The organism is Streptomyces sp. NPDC018031 (genome assembly GCF_044327625.1).
In the GTDB taxonomy this organism is placed as follows: Bacteria; Actinomycetota; Actinomycetes; order Streptomycetales; family Streptomycetaceae; genus Streptomyces.
Genome location: NZ_JBIRFT010000001.1, coordinates 1,316,187 through 1,338,725, shown reverse-complemented (window position 1 = coordinate 1,338,725; position 22,539 = coordinate 1,316,187). Strand labels below are relative to the sequence as shown.

18 protein-coding genes are annotated in these 22,539 nt (G+C 75.4%); 7 read left to right on the top strand and 11 right to left on the bottom strand.

Translation table 11 applies throughout. The annotated features are described in order from the left end of the window. Nucleotides 1-29 precede the first annotated feature (29 nt). Together ACH4B3_RS05700 and ACH4B3_RS05695 are read left to right on the top strand one after the other, a co-directional pair. Nucleotides 30-731: a pentapeptide repeat-containing protein gene (locus ACH4B3_RS05700; protein WP_398461406.1), complete on the top strand. Its 702-nt coding sequence runs from the start codon at nt 30-32 to the stop codon at nt 729-731. A gap of 211 nt (nt 732-942) precedes the next feature. Then, the gene (locus ACH4B3_RS05695) at nt 943-1,962 is read left to right on the top strand and encodes a helix-turn-helix domain-containing protein (protein ID WP_398461405.1); all 1,020 of its coding nucleotides are present in this window, start codon (nt 943-945) and stop codon (nt 1,960-1,962) included. 243 nt (nt 1,963-2,205) lie between these two features. Here ACH4B3_RS05695 and ACH4B3_RS05690 read toward each other — a convergent pair whose 3' ends face one another. The 9 genes from ACH4B3_RS05690 to ACH4B3_RS05650 all read right to left on the bottom strand — a co-directional run bounded on the left by ACH4B3_RS05690 (nt 2,206) and on the right by ACH4B3_RS05650 (nt 12,626). After that, nucleotides 2,206-3,408 (bottom strand): NAD(P)/FAD-dependent oxidoreductase, encoded by a 1,203-nt coding sequence (locus ACH4B3_RS05690; protein ID WP_398461404.1) that lies wholly within the window; start codon nt 3,406-3,408, stop codon nt 2,206-2,208. A 136-nt stretch (nt 3,409-3,544) separates the two neighbouring features. After that, nucleotides 3,545-4,486: an RNA polymerase sigma factor SigJ gene (gene sigJ / locus ACH4B3_RS05685; protein ID WP_398461403.1), complete on the bottom strand. Its 942-nt coding sequence runs from the start codon at nt 4,484-4,486 to the stop codon at nt 3,545-3,547. 121 nt (nt 4,487-4,607) lie between these two features. Then, entirely contained in the window at nt 4,608-5,783 is a 1,176-nt protein-coding gene (locus ACH4B3_RS05680) for a phenazine antibiotic biosynthesis protein (protein WP_398461402.1), read from the bottom strand. A 45-nt stretch (nt 5,784-5,828) separates the two neighbouring features. Next, the gene (locus ACH4B3_RS05675) at nt 5,829-7,364 is read right to left on the bottom strand and encodes an aldehyde dehydrogenase family protein (protein WP_398461401.1); all 1,536 of its coding nucleotides are present in this window, start codon (nt 7,362-7,364) and stop codon (nt 5,829-5,831) included. Nucleotides 7,365-7,685: 321 nt separating this feature from the next. Next, nucleotides 7,686-8,183: a hypothetical protein gene (locus tag ACH4B3_RS05670; RefSeq protein WP_398461400.1), complete on the bottom strand. Its 498-nt coding sequence runs from the start codon at nt 8,181-8,183 to the stop codon at nt 7,686-7,688. A gap of 291 nt (nt 8,184-8,474) precedes the next feature. Then, a complete protein-coding gene (locus tag ACH4B3_RS05665) occupies nt 8,475-9,560 on the bottom strand; it encodes an S-(hydroxymethyl)mycothiol dehydrogenase (RefSeq protein WP_398461399.1) in 1,086 nt (361 codons plus the stop codon). A gap of 97 nt (nt 9,561-9,657) precedes the next feature. Next, nucleotides 9,658-11,274 (bottom strand): M4 family metallopeptidase, encoded by a 1,617-nt coding sequence (locus ACH4B3_RS05660; RefSeq protein ID WP_398461398.1) that lies wholly within the window; start codon nt 11,272-11,274, stop codon nt 9,658-9,660. A 436-nt stretch (nt 11,275-11,710) separates the two neighbouring features. Beyond that, complete coding sequence (locus tag ACH4B3_RS05655) at nt 11,711-12,031, bottom strand: DMT family transporter (RefSeq protein ID WP_398461397.1); 321 nt, start codon at nt 12,029-12,031, stop codon at nt 11,711-11,713. Between the two features lie 199 nt (nt 12,032-12,230). Continuing rightward, nucleotides 12,231-12,626, bottom strand: coding sequence for a DMT family transporter (locus ACH4B3_RS05650; RefSeq protein WP_398461396.1), 396 nt, complete (start codon nt 12,624-12,626; stop codon nt 12,231-12,233). 138 nt (nt 12,627-12,764) lie between these two features. Between ACH4B3_RS05650 and ACH4B3_RS05645 the strand changes: the two genes are divergently transcribed. Next, nucleotides 12,765-13,220: a MarR family winged helix-turn-helix transcriptional regulator gene (locus tag ACH4B3_RS05645; RefSeq protein ID WP_398461395.1), complete on the top strand. Its 456-nt coding sequence runs from the start codon at nt 12,765-12,767 to the stop codon at nt 13,218-13,220. Nucleotides 13,221-13,235: 15 nt separating this feature from the next. Here the strand turns inward: ACH4B3_RS05645 and asnB are convergent, their stop codons facing one another. After that, the gene (gene asnB, locus ACH4B3_RS05640) at nt 13,236-15,140 is read right to left on the bottom strand and encodes an asparagine synthase (glutamine-hydrolyzing) (protein ID WP_398461595.1); all 1,905 of its coding nucleotides are present in this window, start codon (nt 15,138-15,140) and stop codon (nt 13,236-13,238) included. 175 nt (nt 15,141-15,315) lie between these two features. Here asnB and ACH4B3_RS05635 point away from each other — a divergent pair, with 175 nt between their 5' ends. Both ACH4B3_RS05635 and ACH4B3_RS05630 read left to right on the top strand, forming a co-directional pair. Further along, nucleotides 15,316-15,960, top strand: coding sequence for a TetR/AcrR family transcriptional regulator (locus ACH4B3_RS05635; protein ID WP_398461394.1), 645 nt, complete (start codon nt 15,316-15,318; stop codon nt 15,958-15,960). 818 nt (nt 15,961-16,778) lie between these two features. Next, nucleotides 16,779-18,710 (top strand): AMP-dependent synthetase/ligase, encoded by a 1,932-nt coding sequence (locus ACH4B3_RS05630; protein ID WP_398461393.1) that lies wholly within the window; start codon nt 16,779-16,781, stop codon nt 18,708-18,710. A 423-nt stretch (nt 18,711-19,133) separates the two neighbouring features. Here the strand turns inward: ACH4B3_RS05630 and ACH4B3_RS05625 are convergent, their stop codons facing one another. Continuing rightward, a complete protein-coding gene (locus ACH4B3_RS05625; protein WP_003984261.1) occupies nt 19,134-19,337 on the bottom strand; it encodes a cold-shock protein in 204 nt (67 codons plus the stop codon). A 292-nt stretch (nt 19,338-19,629) separates the two neighbouring features. Here ACH4B3_RS05625 and ACH4B3_RS05620 point away from each other — a divergent pair, with 292 nt between their 5' ends. Both ACH4B3_RS05620 and ACH4B3_RS05615 read left to right on the top strand, forming a co-directional pair. Then, nucleotides 19,630-20,514, top strand: coding sequence for a menaquinone biosynthetic enzyme MqnA/MqnD family protein (locus ACH4B3_RS05620; protein WP_398461392.1), 885 nt, complete (start codon nt 19,630-19,632; stop codon nt 20,512-20,514). Between the two features lie 133 nt (nt 20,515-20,647). Beyond that, a complete protein-coding gene (locus ACH4B3_RS05615; protein WP_398461391.1) occupies nt 20,648-22,387 on the top strand; it encodes a serine/threonine-protein kinase in 1,740 nt (579 codons plus the stop codon). Nucleotides 22,388-22,539: the final 152 nt, after the last annotated feature.

Sequence of the window (22,539 nt, the reverse complement as noted above, 5' to 3'; positions counted from 1 at the left end):
AGGGCGGCGGACGACGGACCGGGGGCGTGATGGCGCGGCGGAGCGGGGCGGACGGCGAGCGCGGCGAGCGCGGCGAGGTGGTGCGGGCGCCCCGGCGGTCGGCGGTCACCCTGCCGGCCCTCCGGGGGTTCGGCGGGGGGTCGCTGGAGCCGGAGGGCGACTACGACGGGGTGGAGTTCACCGACGCGGACTTCGGCGGGCAGCGGGCGCCGGGGGCCCGCTTCCTCGACTGCGCGCTGCGCCGCTGCGTGTTCGACGAGTCGGCGCTGGGCGGGGCGCGGTTCATCGACAGCCTGCTGGCCGAGGTGCGCGGGGTGGGTACCGAACTGGCCGGCGCGACGCTGCGCGACGTGGAGGTCCACGACGCGCGGCTGGGCGGGGTCCAGCTGCACGGGGCGGTGCTGGAACGGGTCACGGTCCGCGGTGGCAAGATCGACTACCTCAATCTGCGCGGCGCGGAGCTGCGGGACGTGGTCTTCGAGGACTGCGTGCTGGCCGAGCCCGACTTCGGCGGGGCGCGGCTGGAGCGGGTGGCGTTCCTCGGCGGCGCGCTGCGCGGGGCGGACTTCAGCGGTGCGAGGATGACGGACGTGGACCTGCGGTCGGCCGGGCCGCTGGAGATCGCCCGGGGCGCCACGGGCCTGGCCGGTGCGGTGATCAGCCCGGGTCAACTGCTGGAGCTGGCTCCGGTGTTCGCGGCCCAGCTGGGGGTGCGGGTGGCGGCGGGCTGACCGGCCGGGGGACCGGGGGCGGGCCCTCCTCCGCTCGTCGCCGCGGCCGGGCCGCCGCCCTCGGGTGCCTGCCGGCGCACCCCGGGCCGGCGCCGCGGGGCCCGCGGGCACGCCGGCGGCGAGGGGAAGCGCGGGCTGGGGTCCGGGCCCGGGCCGTGCGGCCGGCGCGCCGCCACCGACCGGACCGGACCGCCACGGGGGGAGCCAGAGGATGCGGATCCACTTCACCGCCGCGGACTTCACGCGGATCAGGTTCGCGCCGCGCCCGGCGCCGCTGCAGGAGCTGAACGCGGCGCTCACCATGATGTGCCACCCGGGCGAGGCCCTGCTGTTCGGGCGCTGGCGGCGCCGGCTGCTGCGCTCCCTGCCGGACACCGCGCAGCCCTTCGGGGACCTGGCCCCCGGGGCGCGCGCCCCCGCCTTCCTCGACGTGTTCAGCGAGGATCTGGCGGAGGGTCTGGACACCGTCCGGGCCACCCCGCCGGACCTGGTGCGCTCCGAGATCGAGCGGGTGTACGCGCACCATCCGGCGTCGGCCCCGCGGTGGCTGCGCGGCCTGCACGCGGGTGACGCGGGCGCCTGGCGGCTGCTCCGCCGTGCCCAGCACGCGGCCTTCGAGACGGTGCTGGCTCCGGTGTGGCACCAGGTCCAGGACCTGCACCAGGCGGAGTTCACCCGCCACGCGCTGCTCGCCGCCGAACACGGCACCGGTGCCGCGCTCGACGGGCTCCTCCCCGGGGCCCGGCTGCGGGGCGGCGTGTGGGATCTCGGTGCGGCGGCCGGCGCGCCCGGTGCGGCCGGGGCGCGGGACATCGAGCTGCGCGGCCGGGGGCTGGTGCTGCTGCCCACCTTCCACTGGACGGGCCCGCCGCTGGTCGCCGATCCGCCCGGCGGGCCGCTGTTCCTGACCTACCCGGCCGGTCCCGGGCTGCCGCCGGCCCCCGGGACGGCCGACGGCACGGAGGAGGCGCTGGCCGGGGTGCTCGGGCGGACCCGCCTGGAGGTGCTGCTCCTGCTCGCGGAGGAGCACACCACCAGCGGGCTCGCCCGGCGGCTGGGAGTCAGCAACGCCACCGCCTCCGCGCACGCCGCCGCCCTCCGCGGCGCGGGCCTGATCACCACGGTGCGCGCCGGGCGGGCGGTGGCGCACCGCCGCACCCCGCTGGGCAGCCTGCTGGTGCGGCGGCCCGCGGCGGGAGGCGGACCGGCGGCCCGGGGGTTGCCGTCCTGACCTCGCCGCACCCCCGTCGGGGCGAGGTCAGGCGGCGACTGCGGCCGGCGCGCGCACCGGGCGGCCGGGGGCCGGGTCCGCCGGGGCCGGCAGGCGGCAGGGGTCCGGCCCCGTCCGCCAAGACCGGGGCCCGCCAAGACCGGGGGCCCGCCAAGGGCCGGGGCTCCGGTCGGCCGGTCACCGCCGCCGGGTACGCGCACGAACGCGGCAGGCCCGCGATGTCGCGCACGGTGGGCCGCGGGGTCAGGCCGCAGCCTCCGCCGGCACGTGGCCTGCGGTCTCCCGCCGTACGACACGCCGGCGCCGGGACGGCATGCCCGCTGTCGGATTGGCGACGCCCCAGGCCGCGCCCTTGCAGATCAGTTCCTTGTAGAGGGCGGCCGTCCGGCCCGTCAGCGCCTTGCCGACCGCCCGGTCGTCGGCGGTGACGAACTGGATCAGGCCCTCCTTGCGGCCGAGGGAGATGCACTGCTGGAAGTAGCGGATGGAGACGCTGGGGACCTTGGTGCCGGCGAGGCGTGCGGCGATGGCGTCGGCGGCCTGCCAGGCCATGGGGACGCCCGAGGCGCAGGACATGCGGAGGGGCTTGCCGCCCGGGCCGACCGCCATCGCCGCGTCGCCCACGGCGTAGACGTCCGGGTGGGAGACCGAGCGCATCGTGGTGTCGACCACGATCTGCCCGCCGTCGGTGAGTTCCAGGGCGGTGGCCCGGGCGATCGGGTGGACGGCGAAGCCGGTGGTCCAGACCGTGACCCCGGCGGGAAGGGTCCGGCCGTCGGCGGTCGTCACGCCGTCCGCCGCCACGGCGCTGACCGCGGTGTGCTCGTGGACCGTGATGCCGAGGCCGTCCACCACCTTCCGCAGGTGGGCGCGGCCCTTCTCGGAGAGCCAGTCGCCGAGGGCGCCGTGCGCGGCCAGTGCGACGTCGAGGTCCGGGCGGGACTCGGCGATCTCGGTCGCGGCCTCCAGGCCGGTCAGGCCGCCGCCGACCACCACCACGGGCCGGCCGGCCTCCAGGGCGGCCAGGCGGTCGCGGAGGCGGAGGGCGCCGGGGCGGCTGGAGATCTCCTGGGCGTGTTCGGCGGTGCCGGGGACGCCCCCGTCGTTCCAGCCGCTGCCGAGGGCGTAGACCAGGGTGTCGTACCCCAGTTCCTCCCGCTCGGGGCTGTTCGCGGCGGTGACCGTCACCGTCTTGCGCTCCACGTCCACGGCGGTGACCTTCGCGAGCTTCAGTGCCACGCCGGTGCCCGCGAACATCTCCGCGAACGGCCGGGGCCTGAGGTCCTGGCCGGCCGCGAGCTGGTGCAGCCGGACCCGCTCGACGAAGTCGGGCTCGGGGTTGACGAGGGTGATGGTGACGTCCTCGCGGTGCAGCCGCTTGGCGAGGCGGCCGGCGGCGACGGCTCCGGTGTAGCCGGCTCCGAGGACGACGATGCGGTGCTGCATGGCCCTGCTCCTGTCTGCGCGGGTTCCGCCGCTGTGGTGCGCGGTTTCGCCTCTTGAACCGGGCAGCCCGACGTTTCCTGACAGGATTCGATTGTGATGCGCGTCACATGCGCTCAGGGGGTGCTCAGGGGGTCGCTCAGAGGGTGTGGAGGGCGTCCCCGTGGTCCTCGGCGGCCCACCGCCCGGTGGCGCGGACGAGCTTGTCGGGGTTGACCTGGCTGCGGATCGCGACGATGCCCTCCGTGGTGACGTCCAGGCACGTGATGCCGACGACCCGGCCGTCCACGACCGCCACGATGGCGGGCCCGCCGTTGGCGGTCGCGGCGTAGATCTCGGGCACCCCGCCGACATGGGCCCGCTTGGCCGGGCTGGGCTTGAACAGGCCGCGCAGGAACGTGGCGACCGCGCGCGCACCCTCGAACGCCTTCGCGCGGGCCGGGACCTTCCCGCCGCCGTCGCCGACCGAGACGGCGTCCTCGGTGAGCAGGCGCACCAGCGGTTCGGTACGGCCGCTGACCGCCGCGGCCAGGAACTCCTCGACGATCCGCCGGGCCGCGGCCTCGTCGATCTCGGTGCGCGCCCGGCCGTCCGCGACGTGCTTCCTGGCCCGGTGGAGGATCTGCTGGCTGGCGGCCTGGGAGATGTCCAGGATCTCGGCGATCTCCCGGTGCGGGTAGCCGAAGGCCTCCCGCAGCACGTACACCGCCCGCTCGCCGGGCGACAGGCGCTCCAGCAGGACCAGCACGGCGTACGACACCGAGTCGCGCTGCTCGGCGGTGTCGGCCGGGCCGAGCATCGGGTCCCCGGCGAGCAGCGGCTCGGGCAGCCACCGCCCCACGTAGGTCTCGCGCCGGGCACGGGCCGAAGTGAGCATGGTGAGGCAGAGGTTGGTGAGGGCCTTGGTCAGCCAGGCCTCCGGCACCTCGATCCGCGCGACATCAGCCGCCTGCCAGCGCAGGAACGTCTCCTGCACGGCGTCCTCCGCCTCGCTCGCCGAGCCGAGCAGCCGGTAGGCGATGGCCTCCAGCCGGGGCCGGGCAGCCTCGAACCGGTCCACGTCACTCATGGTCAGGGCCATGCCCGCGATCCTAGCCGCCCCCGCGGCGGAACGGCGGTGAGGCGGCGCCCCCCGACGGGCGTCCGGGCGCGCGACCGCCCGCGGCCGCCCGGCCGCCACCCCCCGCATCGGCGGAAACGGCCTAGTACACGCCCTCGATGACCGTCTGGTCGTCGAAGACCGCCACCGGCCGCACGTCGGCGACCGAGTCGCCCACCGAGCCGGCCGGTCCCGGCACCCGCACCGCCAGGTCGCGCTCCAGGTTGTTGGGCAGCAGACAGGACTTGCTGACGTGGCTCATCACCACCTGCCCGCGCGCCCCGTACGGCACCGGCGTGCGGGACGCCGGGTCGGCCGGGTCGACCACCGAGAAGGTGACGAACGGGGTCTGCGGATCGAAGACGCAGCGGTCCTCCTCGGCGCCGTCGGCCGGGCCCGCCGTTCCGGCCGCGGTGGCGACCCGCTCGGTGGCGCCGCCGAGCATCATCGTGTTGCCGTACGTCCCGTAGAGCCGCACGCCGGGGAACACCTCGGTGCGCAGCAGGTCGCGGGTGTCGGCCGTCATGTGCGCGCCGCCCCACATGATGCCCCGCACCTTCTCCCGGACCAGCTCGATCAGATCGTCGTGGCGGGCCAGCCGCTCCAGCATCGGCGGGGTGGTCATCAGCACGCCGACGTCCTGGCTGCGCAGCACCTCCGCCGCCTGCTCGACGAGGTGGTCGACATAGGCGTCCGCCTCCCGGCCGCGGCCGGCGGCGATCAGCTTCTTCACCCAGCGGGGGTCCATGTCGACGCGGAACATCGTGCCGCCGTGCCGCGCCGCTATGTTGCCCACCATCTCGCCGACCATGTGCGGCCCGCTGGGCGCGATCGCCAGCCAGTCCAGCCCGCGGGGGATGCCGAGCGTGTCGAGGTCCGCGCTCATGCCGTGGGTGAGCCGGTCCATCCACTCCCGGAGGCACACGATCCGCTTGGGGGTGCCAGTGGTGCCGCCGCTCTCGAAGACGCCGACGAGGTCCGGGTCGGGCCCGTAGCCGAGCGGGATCAGGTCGCGGACCGGGACCTGCCGGAGCTCCCCGGTGACGTCGGGGAAGCGGGCGAGATCGGCGACGGTCCGGATGTCCTTGCGCGGATCGAAGTCCAGGGACGCCGCCCGCGCCAGCCAGAACGGCGAGCCGGTCTCCGGCGCGAAGTGCCAGTCCATAGCGGCCTGGATGAACTCGTCCGGGTCCGGCGCCCGGTCGAACGGCAGGTCCAGCACCGGCGGGGCGGCCGCCGCGGCGGCCCGGGTCGCGGAGCGGGTGGCGGAATCGGGCATGGCGTGGGTTCTCCTCACGGTCGCGGGCGGCGCCTGCCGGGTCGGCTAGCCGCGGATGACGGCCTTGCTGCGCATCAGGAACTCGCCGAGGTAGGCGTCGTGCGGGATGCCGGGCGCGATCCAGTGCGTGGGGTGGTCGCCGATGTACAGGTTCCTGATCGACGGCTCGGCGAGCAGCGCGTCCAGCAGCTCCTCGTCCTCGGTGATCGCGGTGAGCACCAGGCTGTCCCCGAGCACCTCGACCCCGGCCTCCCGGGTCCACGGCGCCACCCAGACGCACGGGAAGGGGAGTTCGACCCGGGCCTGGGCGGCGTGCGGGCTGTCGAGCTGGTGCACCGCGGGCCGCAGCACCGCGCTGCCGTCGCCCAGCTCGGCGACCACGCCGCCGCCCCCGGGCCCCTGGCCGGCGCCGCCGAGCCAGGCGGTGGCGGTGCCCGCGACGGCGTGCAGATGGCTCTCCATCCCCCGCGCCACGTCCACCGGGTGCACCGGCAGCACCGCCCGCTCGTCCTCCGGCGGCAGGACGGGCAGTTCGGCCAGCCGCTCCGCCAGGGCGCGGGCCAGCGGCGCCGGGTCGGCTCCCTCGACGAAGACCGCGGTGGCGTTGACGCAGGCGGTGCCGCCGTGCCGGGCGACGGAGTCCACGACGGTGTCGAGGTGGTCCCGCCAGTCGGAGTCCGCGGTGATCAGGATCTTGGACCGGCCCGGCCCGTTCGGCAGCACCAGCGGGTCGCCGCCGTACCGGTCGATGACCTCCTGCCCGCCGTAGACCATGCCGAGGTCCGCGGCCCGCAGGATCTCCCCCGCCGCGTCGTGGTCGGTGGGCAGCAGCATCACCTGGTCCGGGCCGAAGCCGGCCGTGCGCAGGGCGCTGACCAGCCGGTACGGGGTGAGCGGTTCCCGGCGTGAGGGGCGCACCGCGACCCGGTAGCCGAGCGCCAGGGACTCCAGCCACAGCGCGTGCACCGCCGGGTGGTTGCCCGCCGCGTGCACCGCGAAGACGTCCCCGCGCCGGACCCACACCGCGGTCCCGGAACGGGCCGCGGGGTCCCGCCAGTCGTTCACCGCGCCGACCGGCCGGGCCGCCTGCACGCTGCGGTACGCGCCGGTGGCGCTGAGCCGGATGGCCTCGACCGCGATCCGCACGTTGGCGAGCGGGGTGCCGGACAGCCGGCAGACCGTGGTCAGGTACGCGTCGGCGGTCATCCCGTCGACGGTGCCCGAGGCGAACAGCCGGCCGGCCCGCGCCAGCGCCGCCAGCCGCCGCTCCGTGGGGGGTGTCGCGGCCTTGTGCAGCGCGGCCATGGCCCGGGTGACGTAGAGCGTCGGCACCAGGCTGAGTTCGCCCGCCGGGCGGCCCGCCACGTCCCGCAGCGTCAGCCGTTCCCGGGTGCGGTACGGGCCGCCGGGGCCCAGCGCGTCGAGCCGGAGCGGCGGGTGCGGGGCGGATGCGGTGGGTGCGCTGTCCGCGGCCTGCGGGGCGGGTGCGACGGGGGCGCCGGGCGGGTCGTACGGGGCGGGTTCGGCGGGTGCGCTGTCGGCGGCCTGCGGGGCTCCGGGCGGGGGCACGGTGTCGGGCATCGGCCAGGGCTCCTTCGACGTCCGCCGCGCCGCGTCCGGGATCCTGCGGCGGCACGTGTCAACTGACGCCATCCCAGTGCCGGCCGGGCGGCCAGTCAATTGGACCTAGGTCCATGCCCACCGTGCGCCGCCCGCCCCCGCCGCGCCGCCCCGCCGGCCGGCGGAGTCCCTTGTCCCGCTCCTCCCGGCCGCCTCACCGGCCCCCGCCGTCCCCGCCGGCCTCCCCGCCGTCCCACCGGGAGCCTGTCGTCCCACCGGCCGCCCGCCGTCGCGCTGTCCGCCGGCCGTCCGACGGCTGCCGGGGCGGCCCGTGCGGAGCGTTCAGACCCGGGGGAACCGGGACTGCAGGTCCCAGACGACGGGGTTGTCGCCGAGCCCCTCGTGCAGGTCGACGAGGTCCGCGATCAGGTCGTGCAGGAAGTCGCGGGCCTCCCGGCGCAGGGCGCCGTGGTTGAAGGTGAGCGGCGGTTCCTCCAGCGGGACCCAGTCGGCGGTGACGTCCACCCAGCCGAACCGGCGCTCGAAGAGCATCCGGTCGGTCGACTCGGTGAAGTCCAGCTCGGCGTGGTGGCGGCGTGCCGAACGGCTGCCCTGCGGGTCGCGGTCGAGCCGTTCCACGATGTCGCACAGGGCCCAGGCGAAGTCGAGCACCGGCACCCATCCCCAGGCTGTGGACAGCTCGCGGTCCTGCTCGGTGTCGGCCAGGTAGACGTCGCCGCAGAACAGGTCGTGCCGCAGGGCGCGCACGTCCGCCGTGCGGTAGTCGGTCTGCGGGGGGTCCGGGAAGCGCCGGGAGAGGGAGTAGCCGAGGTCGATCACGCACCGATGGTGTCACGGCCGCCGCGGGGCCCGGCGCAGCCGCCGTGGACACCCGCCGGACGGGCCTCCCGGACAGCTGCGGACGGGGACGCCCGGACACCCGCGACGGGGCCTTCCGGGCCCCCGCCGGACAGCGGGCCTCCCCGGCGCGCCGGGCGCGCGGGCGGGACGAGGCGGCGCGAGCCTGCCGCGGCCGGCCCGGCGCGCCCGCCGGCGGCACCGGTGCGGCGCCCGGCCCGGTCGCCGTCCGTCCGGCGGCCGGGCCGCGCCCCGCCGCCGGACGTCCGCCGCTCAGAGCATGACCACCGAGCGCAGCACCTCGCCGCGCCCCATCCTGGCGAACGCCTCCTCGATGTCGTCCAGGCCGATCGTCTCGCTGACGAACGCGTCGAGATCGAGCCGTCCCTGCCGGTACAGGTCGATCAGCATCGGGAAGTCCCGGGACGGCAGGCAGTCGCCGTACCAGGAGGACTTCAGCGCGCCACCGCGTCCGAAGACGTCCAGCAGCGGCAGCTCCAGCTTCATCTCCGGGGTGGGGACGCCGACCAGCACCACGGTGCCGGCCAGGTCGCGGGCGTAGAACGCCTGCCGGTAGGTCTCCGGGCGGCCGACCGCCTCGATCACCACGTCGGCCCCGTGGCCGCCGGTGAGCCGCTGGATCTCGGCCACCACGTCGGCGTCCGTGCCGTTGACGGTGTGGGTGGCGCCCAGCGAGCGGGCCCACTCCAGCTTCCGGTCGTCCAGGTCCACGGCGATGATCTTCGCGGCGCCGGCCAGCCGCGCCCCGGCGACCGCGGCGCAGCCCACGCCGCCGCAGCCGATGACGGCCACCGAGTCACCACGGCCCACCCCGCCGGTGTTGATGGCGGCGCCCAGCCCCGCCATCACGCCGCAGCCGAGCAGCCCGGCCGCCGCCGGGGACGCCGCCGGGTCGACCTTGGTGCACTGCCCCGCCGCCACCAGGGTCTTCTCGGCGAAGGCGCCGATGCCCAGCGCCGGGGAGAGCGGCGTGCCGTCGGTCAGCGTCATGGGCTGGGCGGCGTTGTGGGTGTCGAAGCAGTACCACGGGCGGCCGCGCAGGCAGGCCCGGCACCGGCCGCACACCGCACGCCAGTTGAGGACGACGAAGTCGCCGGGGGCCACGTCCTCGACGCCCGGGCCGACGGATTCCACGACGCCGGCGGCCTCGTGCCCGAGCAGGAACGGGAAGTCGTCGTTGATGCCGCCCTCCCGGTAGTGCAGGTCGGTGTGGCACACGCCGCAGGCCTGTACCCGTACCACCGCCTCGCCGGGCCCGGGGTCGGGGATGACGATCGTCTCGACCTTGACCGGCTCGCCCTTGCCGCGCGCCACCACACCGCGTACCTGTTGAGTCATGTGATCAGCGTAGGCGTGCGGCACGGAGAACAGAACGGGCCGCACCGGGGGGTGACCGGTGCGGCCCGCCGCGTCTGGGGTGACTCGGGTCAGTGGGTCACTTGACGTTGATCGCGGTCCACGCGGCCGCGACCGCCTTGTACTCGGTGCTGGTGGCGCCGTACAGGTCGGTCGCCGCCTTCAGGGTGCCGGCCCGCGCGCCCGCGTAGTCGGTGGTGGAGGTGAAGTACGTGGTCAGCGCCTTGTACCAGATCTTGGTGGCCTTGTCCCGGCCGATGCCGGCGACCGTGGAGCCGTCGTAGGTCGGGCTGTTGTAGCTGACGCCGTTGATGGTCTTGGCGCCGCTGCCCTCGCTCAGCAGGTAGTACCAGTGGTTGGCGGGGCCGGACGAGTAGTGCACGTCCACCCGGCCGAGACCCCGGTACCAGTAGTCCTTCGAGGCGCCGTCGCGGCTCGGCTTGTCCTGGTAGCGCAGCGGGGTGCCGTCGCCGTTGATGTCGATCTTCTCGCCGATGAGGTAGTCGCCGGCGTCGGCGGAGTTGCCGGCGTAGAACTCCGTGGCGGTGGCGAAGATGTCGGAGGTCGCCTCGTTCAGGCCACCGGACTCGCCGCTGTAGCGCAGGCCCGCGGTGTTGGAGGTGACGCCGTGGGTCAGCTCGTGGGCGGCCACGTCCAGCGAGGTGAGCGGGTTGGTGTTGCCCTGGCCGTCGCCGTAGGTCATGCAGAAGCAGCTGTCGGACCAGAACGCGTTGACGTACTGGTTGCCGTAGTGGACCCGGCTGTACGCGGCCTTGCCGTCGTTCTTGATGCCGTTGCGGCCCAGCACGGTCTTGTAGAAGTCCCAGGTGGTGGCGTGGCCGTAGGCCGCGTCCACGGCGGGGTTCTGCCGGCCGCCGCCCCACACGTCGTCGGCGTCGGTGAACAGCGTGCCGGTGCCGGAGGTGCCGGCGTTCAGGTCGTACGTCTTGTGACCGCCGTGCGTGGGGTCGGTCAGGTTGTACGAGCCGCCGCTCTGGGTGGTGCTGAGCGGCACGGTGCCGTTGTAGTCACCGGTGCCGGTGCCGGTCTCGATGCGCTCGTCGGCGAAGAGCTGCTTGCCGGTGGCGGCGTCGGTCACCACGTGCAGTTCGCTCGGGGTGCCGTCGTGCTGCAGCCCGGTGACGACGGTCTCCCAGGCCAGCACGGGCTTGCCGCCGGCGGCCCAGATCACCTTGCGCGGGGCCTGGGCGTCGGCCTTGCCGTTCTTCTCCGCGGTCGCGGCCTTCAGCGCGGACTTCTCGGCACCGGCCGCGCTGACGCCGGCCTTGGTGCTGGCCACCGATATGCGGGTCTTGACCGCCTTGGTGACGCTGCGCGCGCCGCTCTTCTTCTCGTGCACCACGAGGTCGCCGCCGAGGACCGGGAGTCCGGCGTAGGTGCGCTCGTAGCGGGTGTGGACCGTGCCGTCCGCGTCCTTGACGACGTCCCGGACGACGAGCTTCTCCTGGCCGCCGAGCCCGAGGGCGTCGGCCTCGGCCGCGGCGTCGGCCTGGGCCGCCTTGATGGCGGTGGCGCGCTGGTCGGCGGAGAGCAGGACGGCCGAGGCGCCGGCCTCACGGTCGGGCTGTGCGCTGGCCGAACCGGTCTGGACGCCGATCACGACCATCGCGGCGGAGGCGACCAGGGCCGCGCCGCGGATGACGTTCTTGCGAGGGGAGGAAACGATACGTCTCACTCGATCTCCTTGCACGGGGCCGCCGTTGGCGGCCGTGTGGGGGACGGGCGGCTGGGTGAGGCCGTCCGGTGCTGCACAGGTGGGGCCGATGGTGCAGTTGCGCCGATGTGCGGGTTAGGTGCGGTGGTGCTGGTGGCGCTCAGGACGCGTACGGGACGCGGGCGACTCCTGCGCCAGGGGAGTGGCGCCGGTGCGGCCGACCAGAGAGTTGCATCAATTGCCTGGCGCGAACAGATCGGTAACAAGAATTTGACCATCCGTTGTCCGATGAGCATCGCTTTCTGTCCGCTATGTGGCGAACAGCCCCTGAAAGGTGCGGACTTATGGCGTTACGAACGCGCCATGCTCCCGACATGACGCGGGCCGGCGCCCGAGGTGCGGCGCCGGCGGTCCGGTCGTCGTGCGGCGGGCGCTCGCCGCCCCCGCCCGGGGGTGCTCAGACCCCGGCGGCGATCTTGAGGGTGGCCACTCCGGCGATGATGGCGAGGAAGGACACCACCTTGGGCAGGGTGATCTTCTCCTTGTAGATCACCGCGCCCAGGATGACCGTGCCGATCGAGCCGATGCCGGTCCAGATGGTGTAGCCGACGCCGACGTCGAGGGTGCGCAGCGCCAGGCTCAGCGTGAAGATGCCGCCGGCCGCGGCGAGCAGCGTGAAGACCGAGGGCCAGAGCTTGGTGAAGCCCTTGGTGGCGTTGGTGCCGAGCGCGAAGGCGATCTCGAAGACGATGGCGATCGCGAGGAAGATCCAGGCCATGACGGGGTCCTTTCGAAAGGGGCGCACGGGGGCGGGCGCGCGGGTCCGGGATGTGCGGGGAGGGTGTGCGGGGCGGGCGTACGGGTCCGGGCCGTGCGGCGATGGGGATACGGATCGGGGTGCGCGGCGGCGTACGGATCCGGTGTGCCGGGGGCGGATCGGGGCGGGTGGGGCGGGGCGAGCCGGGGCGGGGCCGGGGTCAGGCGGCGAACGCCCCCGGGGCGGGCCGCTGGTCCGGCGACGCCTGCGGCGCGCGGGGCTCGGAGGACTGCTGGGCGAGCTTGTCGGCGAGCTTGAGCCCGAGGACGCCGCCGATGATCAGGACGAAGGCCAGCACCTTCCAGCCGTTGAGCGCCTCGTCGAAGATCACCGTCCCCAGGACGACGGTGCCGACCGATCCGATGCCGGTCCAGACGGTGTAGCCGACGCCGACGTCGAGGGTGCGCAGCGCCAGGCTGAGGAAGAAGATGCCGCCCGCCGCGGCCCCGGCGGTCAGCAGTGACGGACCGAGCCTGGTGAAGCCGTCGGTGGCGTTGGTGGCGAGGGCGAAGACGACCTCGAAGACGGAGGCGATGAGCAGATAGATCCAGGCCATGGGGGTGAACTCCTCACTCTATGTATGTACGTGCAAGTTCCTTGCGACGAGAAGAATCATGCATGTACAAGTAAGCTCATGTCAATCGCTTCAGCCGGCCCGGGAACCGCCCGGACCGCCGGATCCGAGGGAGAGTCGATGTCACCGGCCAACCAGCGGCAACCCGCCCCGGCGGACCCGGAGATGTGGAACCACCTGCTGGCCCTGCACGCGCATGTGGAGCACCGGCTGAGCGCCGCGCTCCAGCGCCGGCACGGCCTGGGCCTGTCCGAGTACCGGGCGCTCGGGCACCTGGCGGCCGCCGGGCCCAAGCACGAGCTGCGGATGCAGGAACTGGCCGACCGGCTCGGACTCAACCAGAGTTCGGTGACCCGGCTGGTCGGCCGGCTCAACGCGGCCGACCTGACCTTCCGCGACCTGTGCCCGGACGACAAGCGCGGCGTCTACACCGTGCTCAGGGACTCCGGCCGGGCCCGCTACGACGAGGCGCGCACCACCTACGAGGAGACCCTCGGCGCGGCCCTCGACGAGGCGGCCCAGGCCGGCCCGGAGGCGGCGGCGCTGGTCGGCGCGGTGCGCGGGGCACTGGGCTGACCGGCGCCCGGCCGGTCACAGCTCCAGCCGCACCGGGTACCGCCGCAGCCAGGCGTCGAGCAGCAGCGCCGTCTCCATCCCGTAGCGGGCGAGGTAGTCGTCGAGGGCGGAGGCGGCGCCCGCCCGGGCGGTCCGCCGGGCCCACTCCGCGTCCAGCAGTCCGTGCACCGGCCGGCCGGGGTCGGCGAGGAGCTCCGCGAACTGCCCCCGCACCGCCTCGGTGTAGCCGCGGTGCGGGGTGGAGGGATAGGGGCTCTTGCGCCGGTCGGCGACGGCGGCGGGGAGCAGGTCCCGGGTGGCGGCGCGCAGCAGGCTCTTCTCGCGCCCGTCCTGGGTCTTCATCGCCCAGGGCGTGTTGTACACGTAGCCGACCAGTCGGTGGTCGCAGAACGGCACCCGCGCCTCCAGCCCGGTGGCCATCGACATACGGTCCTTGCGATCCAGCAGGCGCGGCAGGAAACGGGTCAGGGCGAGGTGTCCCACCTCCCGCATCCGCCGCTCCCGGGCGTCGGTGACCCCCGGCAGGTGCTCCACCTCGGCGATCGCGTCCCGGTACCGGTCGCGCCGGTAGGTGTCCAGGTCGAGCCGCTTGCGCAGGCCCGGGTCGAGGAGCCGGTCGAGGGTGTCGGCGAAGCCGGGGCCCCCGGTGCCGAGCCAGGGGAAGGTGCCGGCGGCCACCGCGCGGGGGTCGTGGAACCAGCCGTAGCCGCCGAACAGCTCGTCCGCGGCCTCGCCGGAGAGCGCGACCGTGGAGTGCCGGCGCACCGCCTTGAACAGCAGGTAGAGCGAGGTGTCGCGTTCCCCGCGGCCGACCGGCAGATCGCGGGCGGTGAGCGCGGTGGTGCGGTGCAGCGGGTCGGCCGGCGCGGTGACCGGCAGCACGATGTCGGTGTGCCGGGTCCCGGTGTGCGCGGCGACGGCGTGCGCGTAGGGGCGGTCGGGGCTGCCGTCGGGTGCGGCGCCGGTCCCCCCGGCCCGGCCGGCCGGCGGCAGGTACGCCGTCGTCGTCTCCCGCTCGTCGCCGGCGAAGTCCACCGCGAAGGTGGCGAGCGGGCCCTCGTCCCGGGCGGCCAGCCGGCGCGCGGCGAGCGCGGTGACCGCGCTGGAGTCCAGCCCGCCGGAGAGCAGCGAGCAGCGCGGCACGTCCGCCACGAGCTGCCGGCCCACCGCGTCGTCGAGGAGTTCCCGCACCGTGCCGACGGTGTCGGCCGGCGGGTCGGTGTGCTCGGTGGTGGGCAGCGTCCAGTAGGCGCGGCTGCGCAGCCCGGTCCGGCCCAGCCGCACCACATGGCCCGGCGCCACCTCCCGCAGGCCCCGGTAGACGGCGTGTCCCGGCGTCTTGGCCAGGGCGAACATCTCCCGCATGCCGTCCAGGTCGACCACCGCCCCGGCCCCCGGGTGGGCCAGCACCGCCTTGGGTTCGGAGCCGAAGAGCACGCCGCGCGGGGTGGGGTGGTAGAAGAGCGGCTTGACGCCCAGCCGGTCGCGCACCAGCAGCAGTTCCTCGGTGCGGGTGTCCCACAGCGCGAAGCCGTACATGCCGTCGAGCCGCTCCACGAAGCCCGGCCCCCACTCCAGGTAGGCGCAGAGCACCACCTCGGTGTCGCTTTCGGTGCGGAAGACCTGGCCGCGGGCGGCCAGCGCGGCGCGCAGCTCGCGGTAGTTGTAGACCTCCCCGCTGAAGGTGAGGACGGCGGCCGGGCGGCCGCCGTCGGCGGTGGCCGCCGAACGCATCGGCTGCCGGCCGGTGGTGAGGTCGATGACCGCGAGTCTTCGGTGGCCCAGCAGCGCGTGGCGGTCGCCCCACACCCCCTCGGCGTCCGGCCCCCGGCAGGCCATGGTCGCCGTCATGCCCCGCAGGACGTCCCGCTGGTCCGTCAGGTCCCGCCCGAAATCCACCCATCCCGCCACGCCGCACACGTCCCGTACGCCTCCTGTCAGCACGTCAGCCGCTTGTCCGTCGCCTCAGGAATCTAAGGCGCGAGTGCCCGGAACCCGGTGATCCGCGGTCCGACCGACCGTGTCCGCTGTCGCACGTGGTGCCCGTACGCTGGGCGGAGAGTGACGGGGAAGCGGGGGACGGGAGGGACTTCAGGTGGGAGCGGTGAAGGGCAAGCGGGTGCCGCGGGCGGTCCGGGAACAGCAGATGCTCGACGCTGCGGTACGGATCTTCGCCCGGCGCGGCTACCGGGCGGCGTCGATGGACGAGATCGCCGAACTGGCCGGGGTCTCCAAACCGTTGGTCTACCTCTACCTCCATTCCAAGGAGGAACTCTTCACCGCCTGCATCCGGCGGGAGGCGGCGGCGCTGGTGACGGCGATCCGCGGGGCCATCGAACCGGGGGCGGCGGCGGACCGGCAGATGTGGGAGGGGCTGAACGGCTTCTTCGCCCACACGGCCGCGCACCCCGACGGGTGGGCGGTGCTGCACGTCCAGGCGCGGACCCAGGGGGAGCCGTTCGCGCTCGAAGTCGCCGCCATGCGCGCGGAGATCGTGGAACTGGTCACCCGGCAGATCGCGGTGGCGACCCGGGAGGCCGGCTGTGTGCCGGAGCCCGCCGGGCAGGAGGCGTCGGCGCTGGCGGAGGCGCTGGTGGGCGCCGCGGAGTCGCTCGCGGACTGGGCGGGTGCCGAGGGCGCGGAGGGCCCTTCGGCGAAGGAGACCGCGGCCACGTTGATGAACTTCGCCTGGGCGGGCCTGGGCAACCTGATGCGCGGCCGGGGGTGGGCGCTGGGCTGACCCCGGCGCCCGGCGCCCGGACGCGGCGGCGGGGGCGGCCCAGGGCGGTGACGGGAAGGCGGCTCGGGGCGGCGGGGTCACGGTCGTCCCGATGCGCGCGCCCGGCGCCCCGGCACGCGGGCCTGGCGGGGTCCCGGGCGCCCGGCTGGTGCGGCCGGTGCGCACCCCTGGCGGGGCCGGTGCCCCCCCTGGCGGGGCCCGGCACGCACCCCCGGCGGGGTCCGGTGCGTGCGGCTGGTGGTTCCGCTCCGCGCGTCCCGAGCGGCCCCGTGCGTGCGCCCGGTGGGGCCCGGTGCGCAGCCCCTGGCGGGGCCCGGTGTCCATGCGCCCGTCGGGAGGCCGTCCCCGCGCCCGGTGAGCGCCCCTGGCGGTGCCCGCCGTCCGCCTGCCTGTGGAGGCCGTCCCCGCGCTGGGTGCGGCCCGTCCCCGCCCGATGGGGCCCGGTGGGGCCCGTTCCCGCACCCGGCGGGACCGGGCGCGCCCGGCTGCTGGGGGCCCGTACATGCGCAAGGGCGCGGCCCCGTCCTCGCGCCCGGTGGAACCCGGCGCGCCCGGCTGGTGCGGCCCGGTGCGCAGCCCCCTGGCGGGGCCTGGTGTCCGTGGGCCTGTCGGGGGCCGTCCCGCGCCCGGCGGGACCGGGCACGTCCGGCTGGTGCGGCCCGTACATGCGCCGGGCGCGGCCCCGTCCTCGCGCCCGGTGGGGTCCGGTACGTGTGCCGGCCGGGGCCGTCCTCCGGACTCCCGCTGTCGCGGGGCTTCCCCTTGAGCCCTCAACAGCCGTACTTTTCAGTAAGGTTACTGACGGGTCAGGAGTTGCCATGCCGAAGCAGCCAGCACCGCCCACCCCCGCTCCGGTGCCGCCCGAGGTGCACGCCGTCGGCGGGACCGCCCGCCAGGCGGCCGTGCCGCCGCTCGCGCCGGTCGTCGTCCGGGGCTCACTCGGCGACATACCCTTCGACAACGCCGCCGAAGACCCCGGCGCGGTGGTCCTCGGCCGGGAACAGCCGGACGGCGGCTGGCGGGACGTCACGGCCGCCGAGTTCGCCCACGAGGTGACCACCACCGCCAAGGGCCTGATCGCGCACGGGCTGCGGCCGGGCGACCGGCTCGCCATCATGGCCCGGACCACCTACGAGTGGACCCTGCTGGACTTCGCGGCCTGGGCCGCCGGCCTGGTCACCGTGCCCATCTACCCGACGTCCTCGGCCCACCAGGCGCGCTGGATCCTGCACGACTCGGGCGCCGTCGCCTGCGCGGTGGAGGGGGTCGAGCAGACCCGGCTGATCACCGGGGTCCGGGGCGAGCTGCCGGCCCTGGCCCATCTGTGGCAGTTCGACGCCGGGGCCGTCGGGCAGATCGTGGCGTCGGGCCGCGGGGTGCCCGGCGAACTGGTGGAGCGGCGGCGCGCCGAGCGCGGCCCGCAGGACATCGCCACCCTCGTCTACACCTCCGGCACCACCGGCCGGCCCAAGGGCTGCGTGCTCACCCACGCCAACTTCTTCGCCGAGGTGGACAACGCCCGCGAGCTGCTCCATCCGATCTTCCGGTCGGTCAGCAGGGAACCGGCGTCCACCCTGCTCTTCCTGCCGCTGTCGCACGTGTTCGGGCGGATGGTCGCGGTCGGCTGCCTGCGGGCCCGGGTCCGGCTCGGCCACGCGCCCAGCATCCAGACCGAGGACCTGCTCGCCGACCTCGCCGGCTTCCGGCCGACGTTCCTGCTGGCCATCCCGTACGTACTGGAGAAGGTCCACAACACCGGGCGGGCCACCGCCGAGAAGATGGGCCGCGCCGCCTCCTTCGACCGGGCCGCGTCCGTCGCCACCCGGTACGCCGAGGCCCGGGAGGCCGCCCTGGACGGCACCGGCCCGGGCCCGGGCTTAGGGCTGCGCGCCGCCCGCGCCCTGTACGACCCGCTGGTCTACCGGCGGATCCGGGCGGCGCTCGGCGGCCGGGTCCGGCACGTCATCTGCGGCGGCTCACCGCTCGGCCGGCGGCTCGCGGCGTTCTACGCCGGGGTGGGCATCGACGTCTTCGAGGGCTACGGGCTGACCGAGACCACCGCGGCGATCACCGTGACCCCGCCGCTCAAACCCCGCCTGGGGACGGTGGGCTGGCCGCTGCCGGGGAGCGCGGTGCGGATCGCCGAGGACGGCGAGGTACTGCTCCGCGGCGGCCAGGTGTTCTCCGGCTACTGGGACGCGCGGCACGGCGGGCCGGCCGCCCTCGGCGCGCACGGGCAGCCGAACGGCACCGGGGCGGGGGAGGCGGGCTGGTTCGCCTCCGGTGACATCGGCGCCCTGGACGCGGAGGGCTATCTGACCATCACCGGCCGCAAGAAGGAGATCATCATCACCTCGGCGGGGAAGAACGTGGCCCCCGCCCCGCTGGAGGACCGGCTGCGCGCCCATCCGCTGGTCGACCAGTGCATGGTGGTCGGCGACGACCGGCCGTACGTCTCGGCGCTGATCACCCTGGAGCCGGACGGCCTGCGGCACTGGCGGCAGATGCGGAAGAAGCAGGACGTGCCGCTGCGCGCGCTGGTCCTGGACGAGGACCTGCTGACGGAGGTTCAGCGGGCCGTCGACGACGCCAACGCCCTGGTGTCCAGGGCGGAGTCGATCCGCCGCTTCCGGGTGCTCCCGGTGTCCTGGACGGACCGGTCCGGCCATCTGACGCCCTCGCTCAAACTCCGGCGCGGCGCGATCGTGCGGGATTTCGCGGCCGAGATCGAGGCGCTGTACGCGCGGTAGCGACGGTCCCGCGCGGGGGCGCGCGGGGGCGCGGGCGGGCCGGGCACGGCGTGTGGGGGCGCGCGTGCGGGCCGGGCACGGCGTGTGGGGGCGTGCGGGCCGGGCGGGCTGCCGGGCGCGCGGGCGTGGGCCGGCCGGGCGGGCTGCGGCGCCTGGAGGGCGTGCGGGGCCGGGCGGGCCGCCGCGGGCGAGGGCGCCGGGCCCGCGGGGCTGCCGCGTACGGGGGCGTGCGCGCCCGCCGGGCTGCCGCGTACGGGGGGCGTGCCGCCCCGCCGGGGGCGCGGCACCCGCGCGCCGACCCCCGCCGCACCCCCGGGCGGCGGGGGTCCGGGAAAAGGCAGGAGCCCTGCCCGCCGCCGAAGCGGTGGGCAGGGCTCCTTGGGTACTGCGAAACGTCGGCCGCGATCGGCCGACCCCAGTCGATCAGACCGGGGTGACGTTCTCCGCCTGCGGGCCCTTCGGGCCCTGGGTGACGTCGAAGTTCACCTGCTGGTTCTCCTCCAGGGAGCGGAAGCCAGAGGCGTTGATCGCGGAGTAGTGGACGAAGACATCCGGGCCGCCGCCGTCCTGGGCGATGAAGCCGAAGCCCTTTTCAGCGTTGAACCACTTAACGGTTCCGGTAGCCATAAGCCCTCCTTGGGCCAAAGGGTTGCCCTGCTCCAGAACCTGCAAGAAGTCTGAAAATTACAAAAGCCCGCGGGTCACATGCTCCGCAGGCTCTGTACTGCAAGGGAAACCAAACTGCAACTTGCGGCGAGCCTAGCACGCTGGCTCTCCACGGGGAAAGAGCCGAAGATCACGATATCCGGGGGTTTCCTTTGTTCCCGGCGCGGGAAAGCCCGCAGGTCCGGCGCGACATGGACACGCCCGGACCGACCCCGGCGAGGGTCGCTCCGCCTCCGGGGCTTAGCCTCCGTTTGTGGACAATTCAGCCCCTGCCGCCGCCACCGCCGCCGGTCACCGCCGGAGTCGGCCGCGGGTCGGTCACATCCAGTACCTCAATTGTCTGCCCCTTTACTGGGGCCTGGCCCGGACGGGCAGCCTGCTCGACTTCGAACTCACCAAGGACACCCCCGACGCCCTCAACGATCTCGTCGTCCGCGGCGACCTGGACATCGGCCCGGTGAGCCTGGTCGAGTACCTGCGCCACGCCGACGACCTGGTCGCGCTGCCCGACATCGCCGTCGGCTGCGACGGTCCGGTGATGTCCTGCGTGATCGTCTCCCAGGTGCCGCTGGAACAGCTGCACCGGGCCCGGGTCGCCCTGGGCTCCCAGTCCCGCACCGCCGTCTGCCTGGCCCAGCTGCTGCTGGGCGAGCGGCACGGCGTCCAGCCCGACTACTACGTGTGCCCCCCCGACCTCAGCCTGATGATGCAGGAGGCGGACGCCGCGGTGCTCATCGGCGACGCCGCGCTCCGCGCCAACCTCCACTACGCGCCCATGCTCGGCCTCCAGGTCCACGACCTCGGCCAGATGTGGAAGGAGTGGACCGGCCTGCCGTTCGTCTTCGCCGTCTGGGCCGCCCGCCGCGACTACCTGGCGCAGGAACCCGGGATCGTGCACGCCGTGCACGAGGCGTTCCTCGCCTCCCGCGACCTGTCGTTGCAGGAGGTGACCAAGGTCGCGGAACAGGCCGCCCGCTGGGAGGCGCTGACCGCGCCGGTGCTGGAGCAGTACTTCACCACCCTCGACTTCAGCCTCGGCGACGACCAGCTGAAGGGCATCGCGGAGTTCGCCCGCCGTACCGGGGACCGGATGGGCTACCCCGAGGACGTGCGGGTGGAGTTGCTCCCGGCCGGCTGAGGCGCCGGACACCGGCCGGGTGCCGCCCGCGCGGCGGGCGGTGGTGCGCGGCGCCCGCGCGGCGCACGTCCCGGCCCGCCGCGCGGGGCGCCCCCTAAGCTGGATCGGCGCAGTCGAGGGGGAGGCCATCGCCATGCAGCCGCTGGGAGCGGAAGACCCGCAGTCGATCGGGCCGTACCGGCTCCTGGGGCGCCTCGGCGCCGGGGGCATGGGCAGCGTCTACGTGGGGCGGACCAGCGGCGGCCGGACCGTCGCGGTCAAGGCCGTGCACCCGCACTTCGCGCTGGACGAGCAGTTCCGGGCCCGCTTCCGGCGCGAGGTGAGCGCGGCCCGCCGGGTCGGCGGGGAGTGGACCGCCCCGGTGCTGGACGCCGACCCGGAGGCCCGGGTGCCCTGGGTGGCCACCGGTTATGTGGCCGGGCCGCCGCTGGGCCAGGCCGTGCTGGACACCGGTCCGCTGCCCGCCGCCGCCGTCCGGGCCCTGGCCGCCGGACTCGCCGAGGCGCTGGCCGCCGTGCACCGGCTGGGGCTGGTCCACCGCGACGTCAAACCGTCCAACGTGCTGCTCACCCTGGACGGCCCGCGCCTGATCGACTTCGGGATCGCCCGCGCCACCGAGGGCACCGTCTCGCTCACCTCCACCGGCGCCTCGATCGGCTCACCCGGCTACATGTCGCCCGAGCAGATCCTCGGCCGGACCGTCGACGGCGCCGCGGACGTGTTCTCGCTGGGCGCCGTGCTGGCGTACGCGGCGACCGGGGCCGGCCCGTTCCCCGGGGACAGCTCCGCCGCCCTGCTGTACAAGGTGGTGCACGAGGAGGCGGTGCTGGCGGCCGGGCTCACCGAGGACCTGCGCGACCTGGTCGCCGCCTGCCTGGCGAAGGAACCGGCCGCCCGCCCCACCCCGGAGCAGATCGCCCGCCATCTGGCACCGGGCGGCGCCGCCCGGCTGATGGGGCCCGGCTGGCTGCCCGGCCCGCTGGTGGAGCAGGTCAGCCGGCAGGCCGTCGCGCTCCTCGACCTGGAGGCCGCGGCGCCCGCCCGGCCGCCCGTCCCCGGCCCGGCCCGGGGCCCCGCCCCGGCGCCCGGCCCGGCCGCGGTGGACCTCACCCAGCCGCCCGGCACCGCCCGCCCGCTCGACCCGGACCTCGCCCCGGTGCTGGGTTCCTTCGGCCCGCCGGACCCGGCCTACCACAGCGACCCCGGCGGCACCGGCCGCCCGCCGCACCCCGGCGCCGTCCCGCCGCCCGCCGCCGGCGACCCCGCGGCCCGGCCCGGCGAGGAGTCCGGCGGCCGGCGGATATCCCTGGCCGCCTCGGTGGGCGGCCGCAAGCGGCCCCGGCTGCTCAGCTGCTCGCTGGTGCTCTCGGTCGCCGGGGCGCTGGCCATGGCGACCACCGCGCTGGTGGTCTTCCGGGTGCTGCCGGGCGGCGACGAGGGCGACAAGGGTTCGCAGAAGGACAGCGACCCGCCCGCGGCCACCGGCACCCCGCACCCGTCGTCCTCGGTCCCCGCGGACTTCACCGGTTCCTGGGAGGGGGACGTGCGGACGACGGGCGGCACCCCGAACGGCAGCATGGCGGCGACCATCGGCGCGGGGAAGCCGGGCGAGTACGTGGTGCGCATCCGGTACGAGGTGAAGGCGGGGTCCCTCGCCCTGCACTGCTACAGCGAGGCCAGGCTGATCTCGGCCGACCGGGAGCGGATCACCGCCCTGGAACGTCCCGACACGGGCCGGGAGGGCGATCTGGGCTGTACCGGCGCCGAGGCCGAAGTGACCTTCACCCGGGACGGCGACGGGCTGCTCTTCACCTCCGAGGACACCCGGGGCGGCAAGCCGTCGGCCCGGCTCACCCGGACCGACCGGGACTGAGGGACGCCACCGGGCCCCCGGCGGGGCCGACCCCCTCGCGCGGGGGCCTCCGCGCCCCGCGCCCCCCATCCCCCGGCGCCCGCGCGCACCCCGTGGGTCCGCGCGCCCCCGCGCCCGCCCGCGCCCGCCGCCCCGCGCCCGCCGCCCCCGCC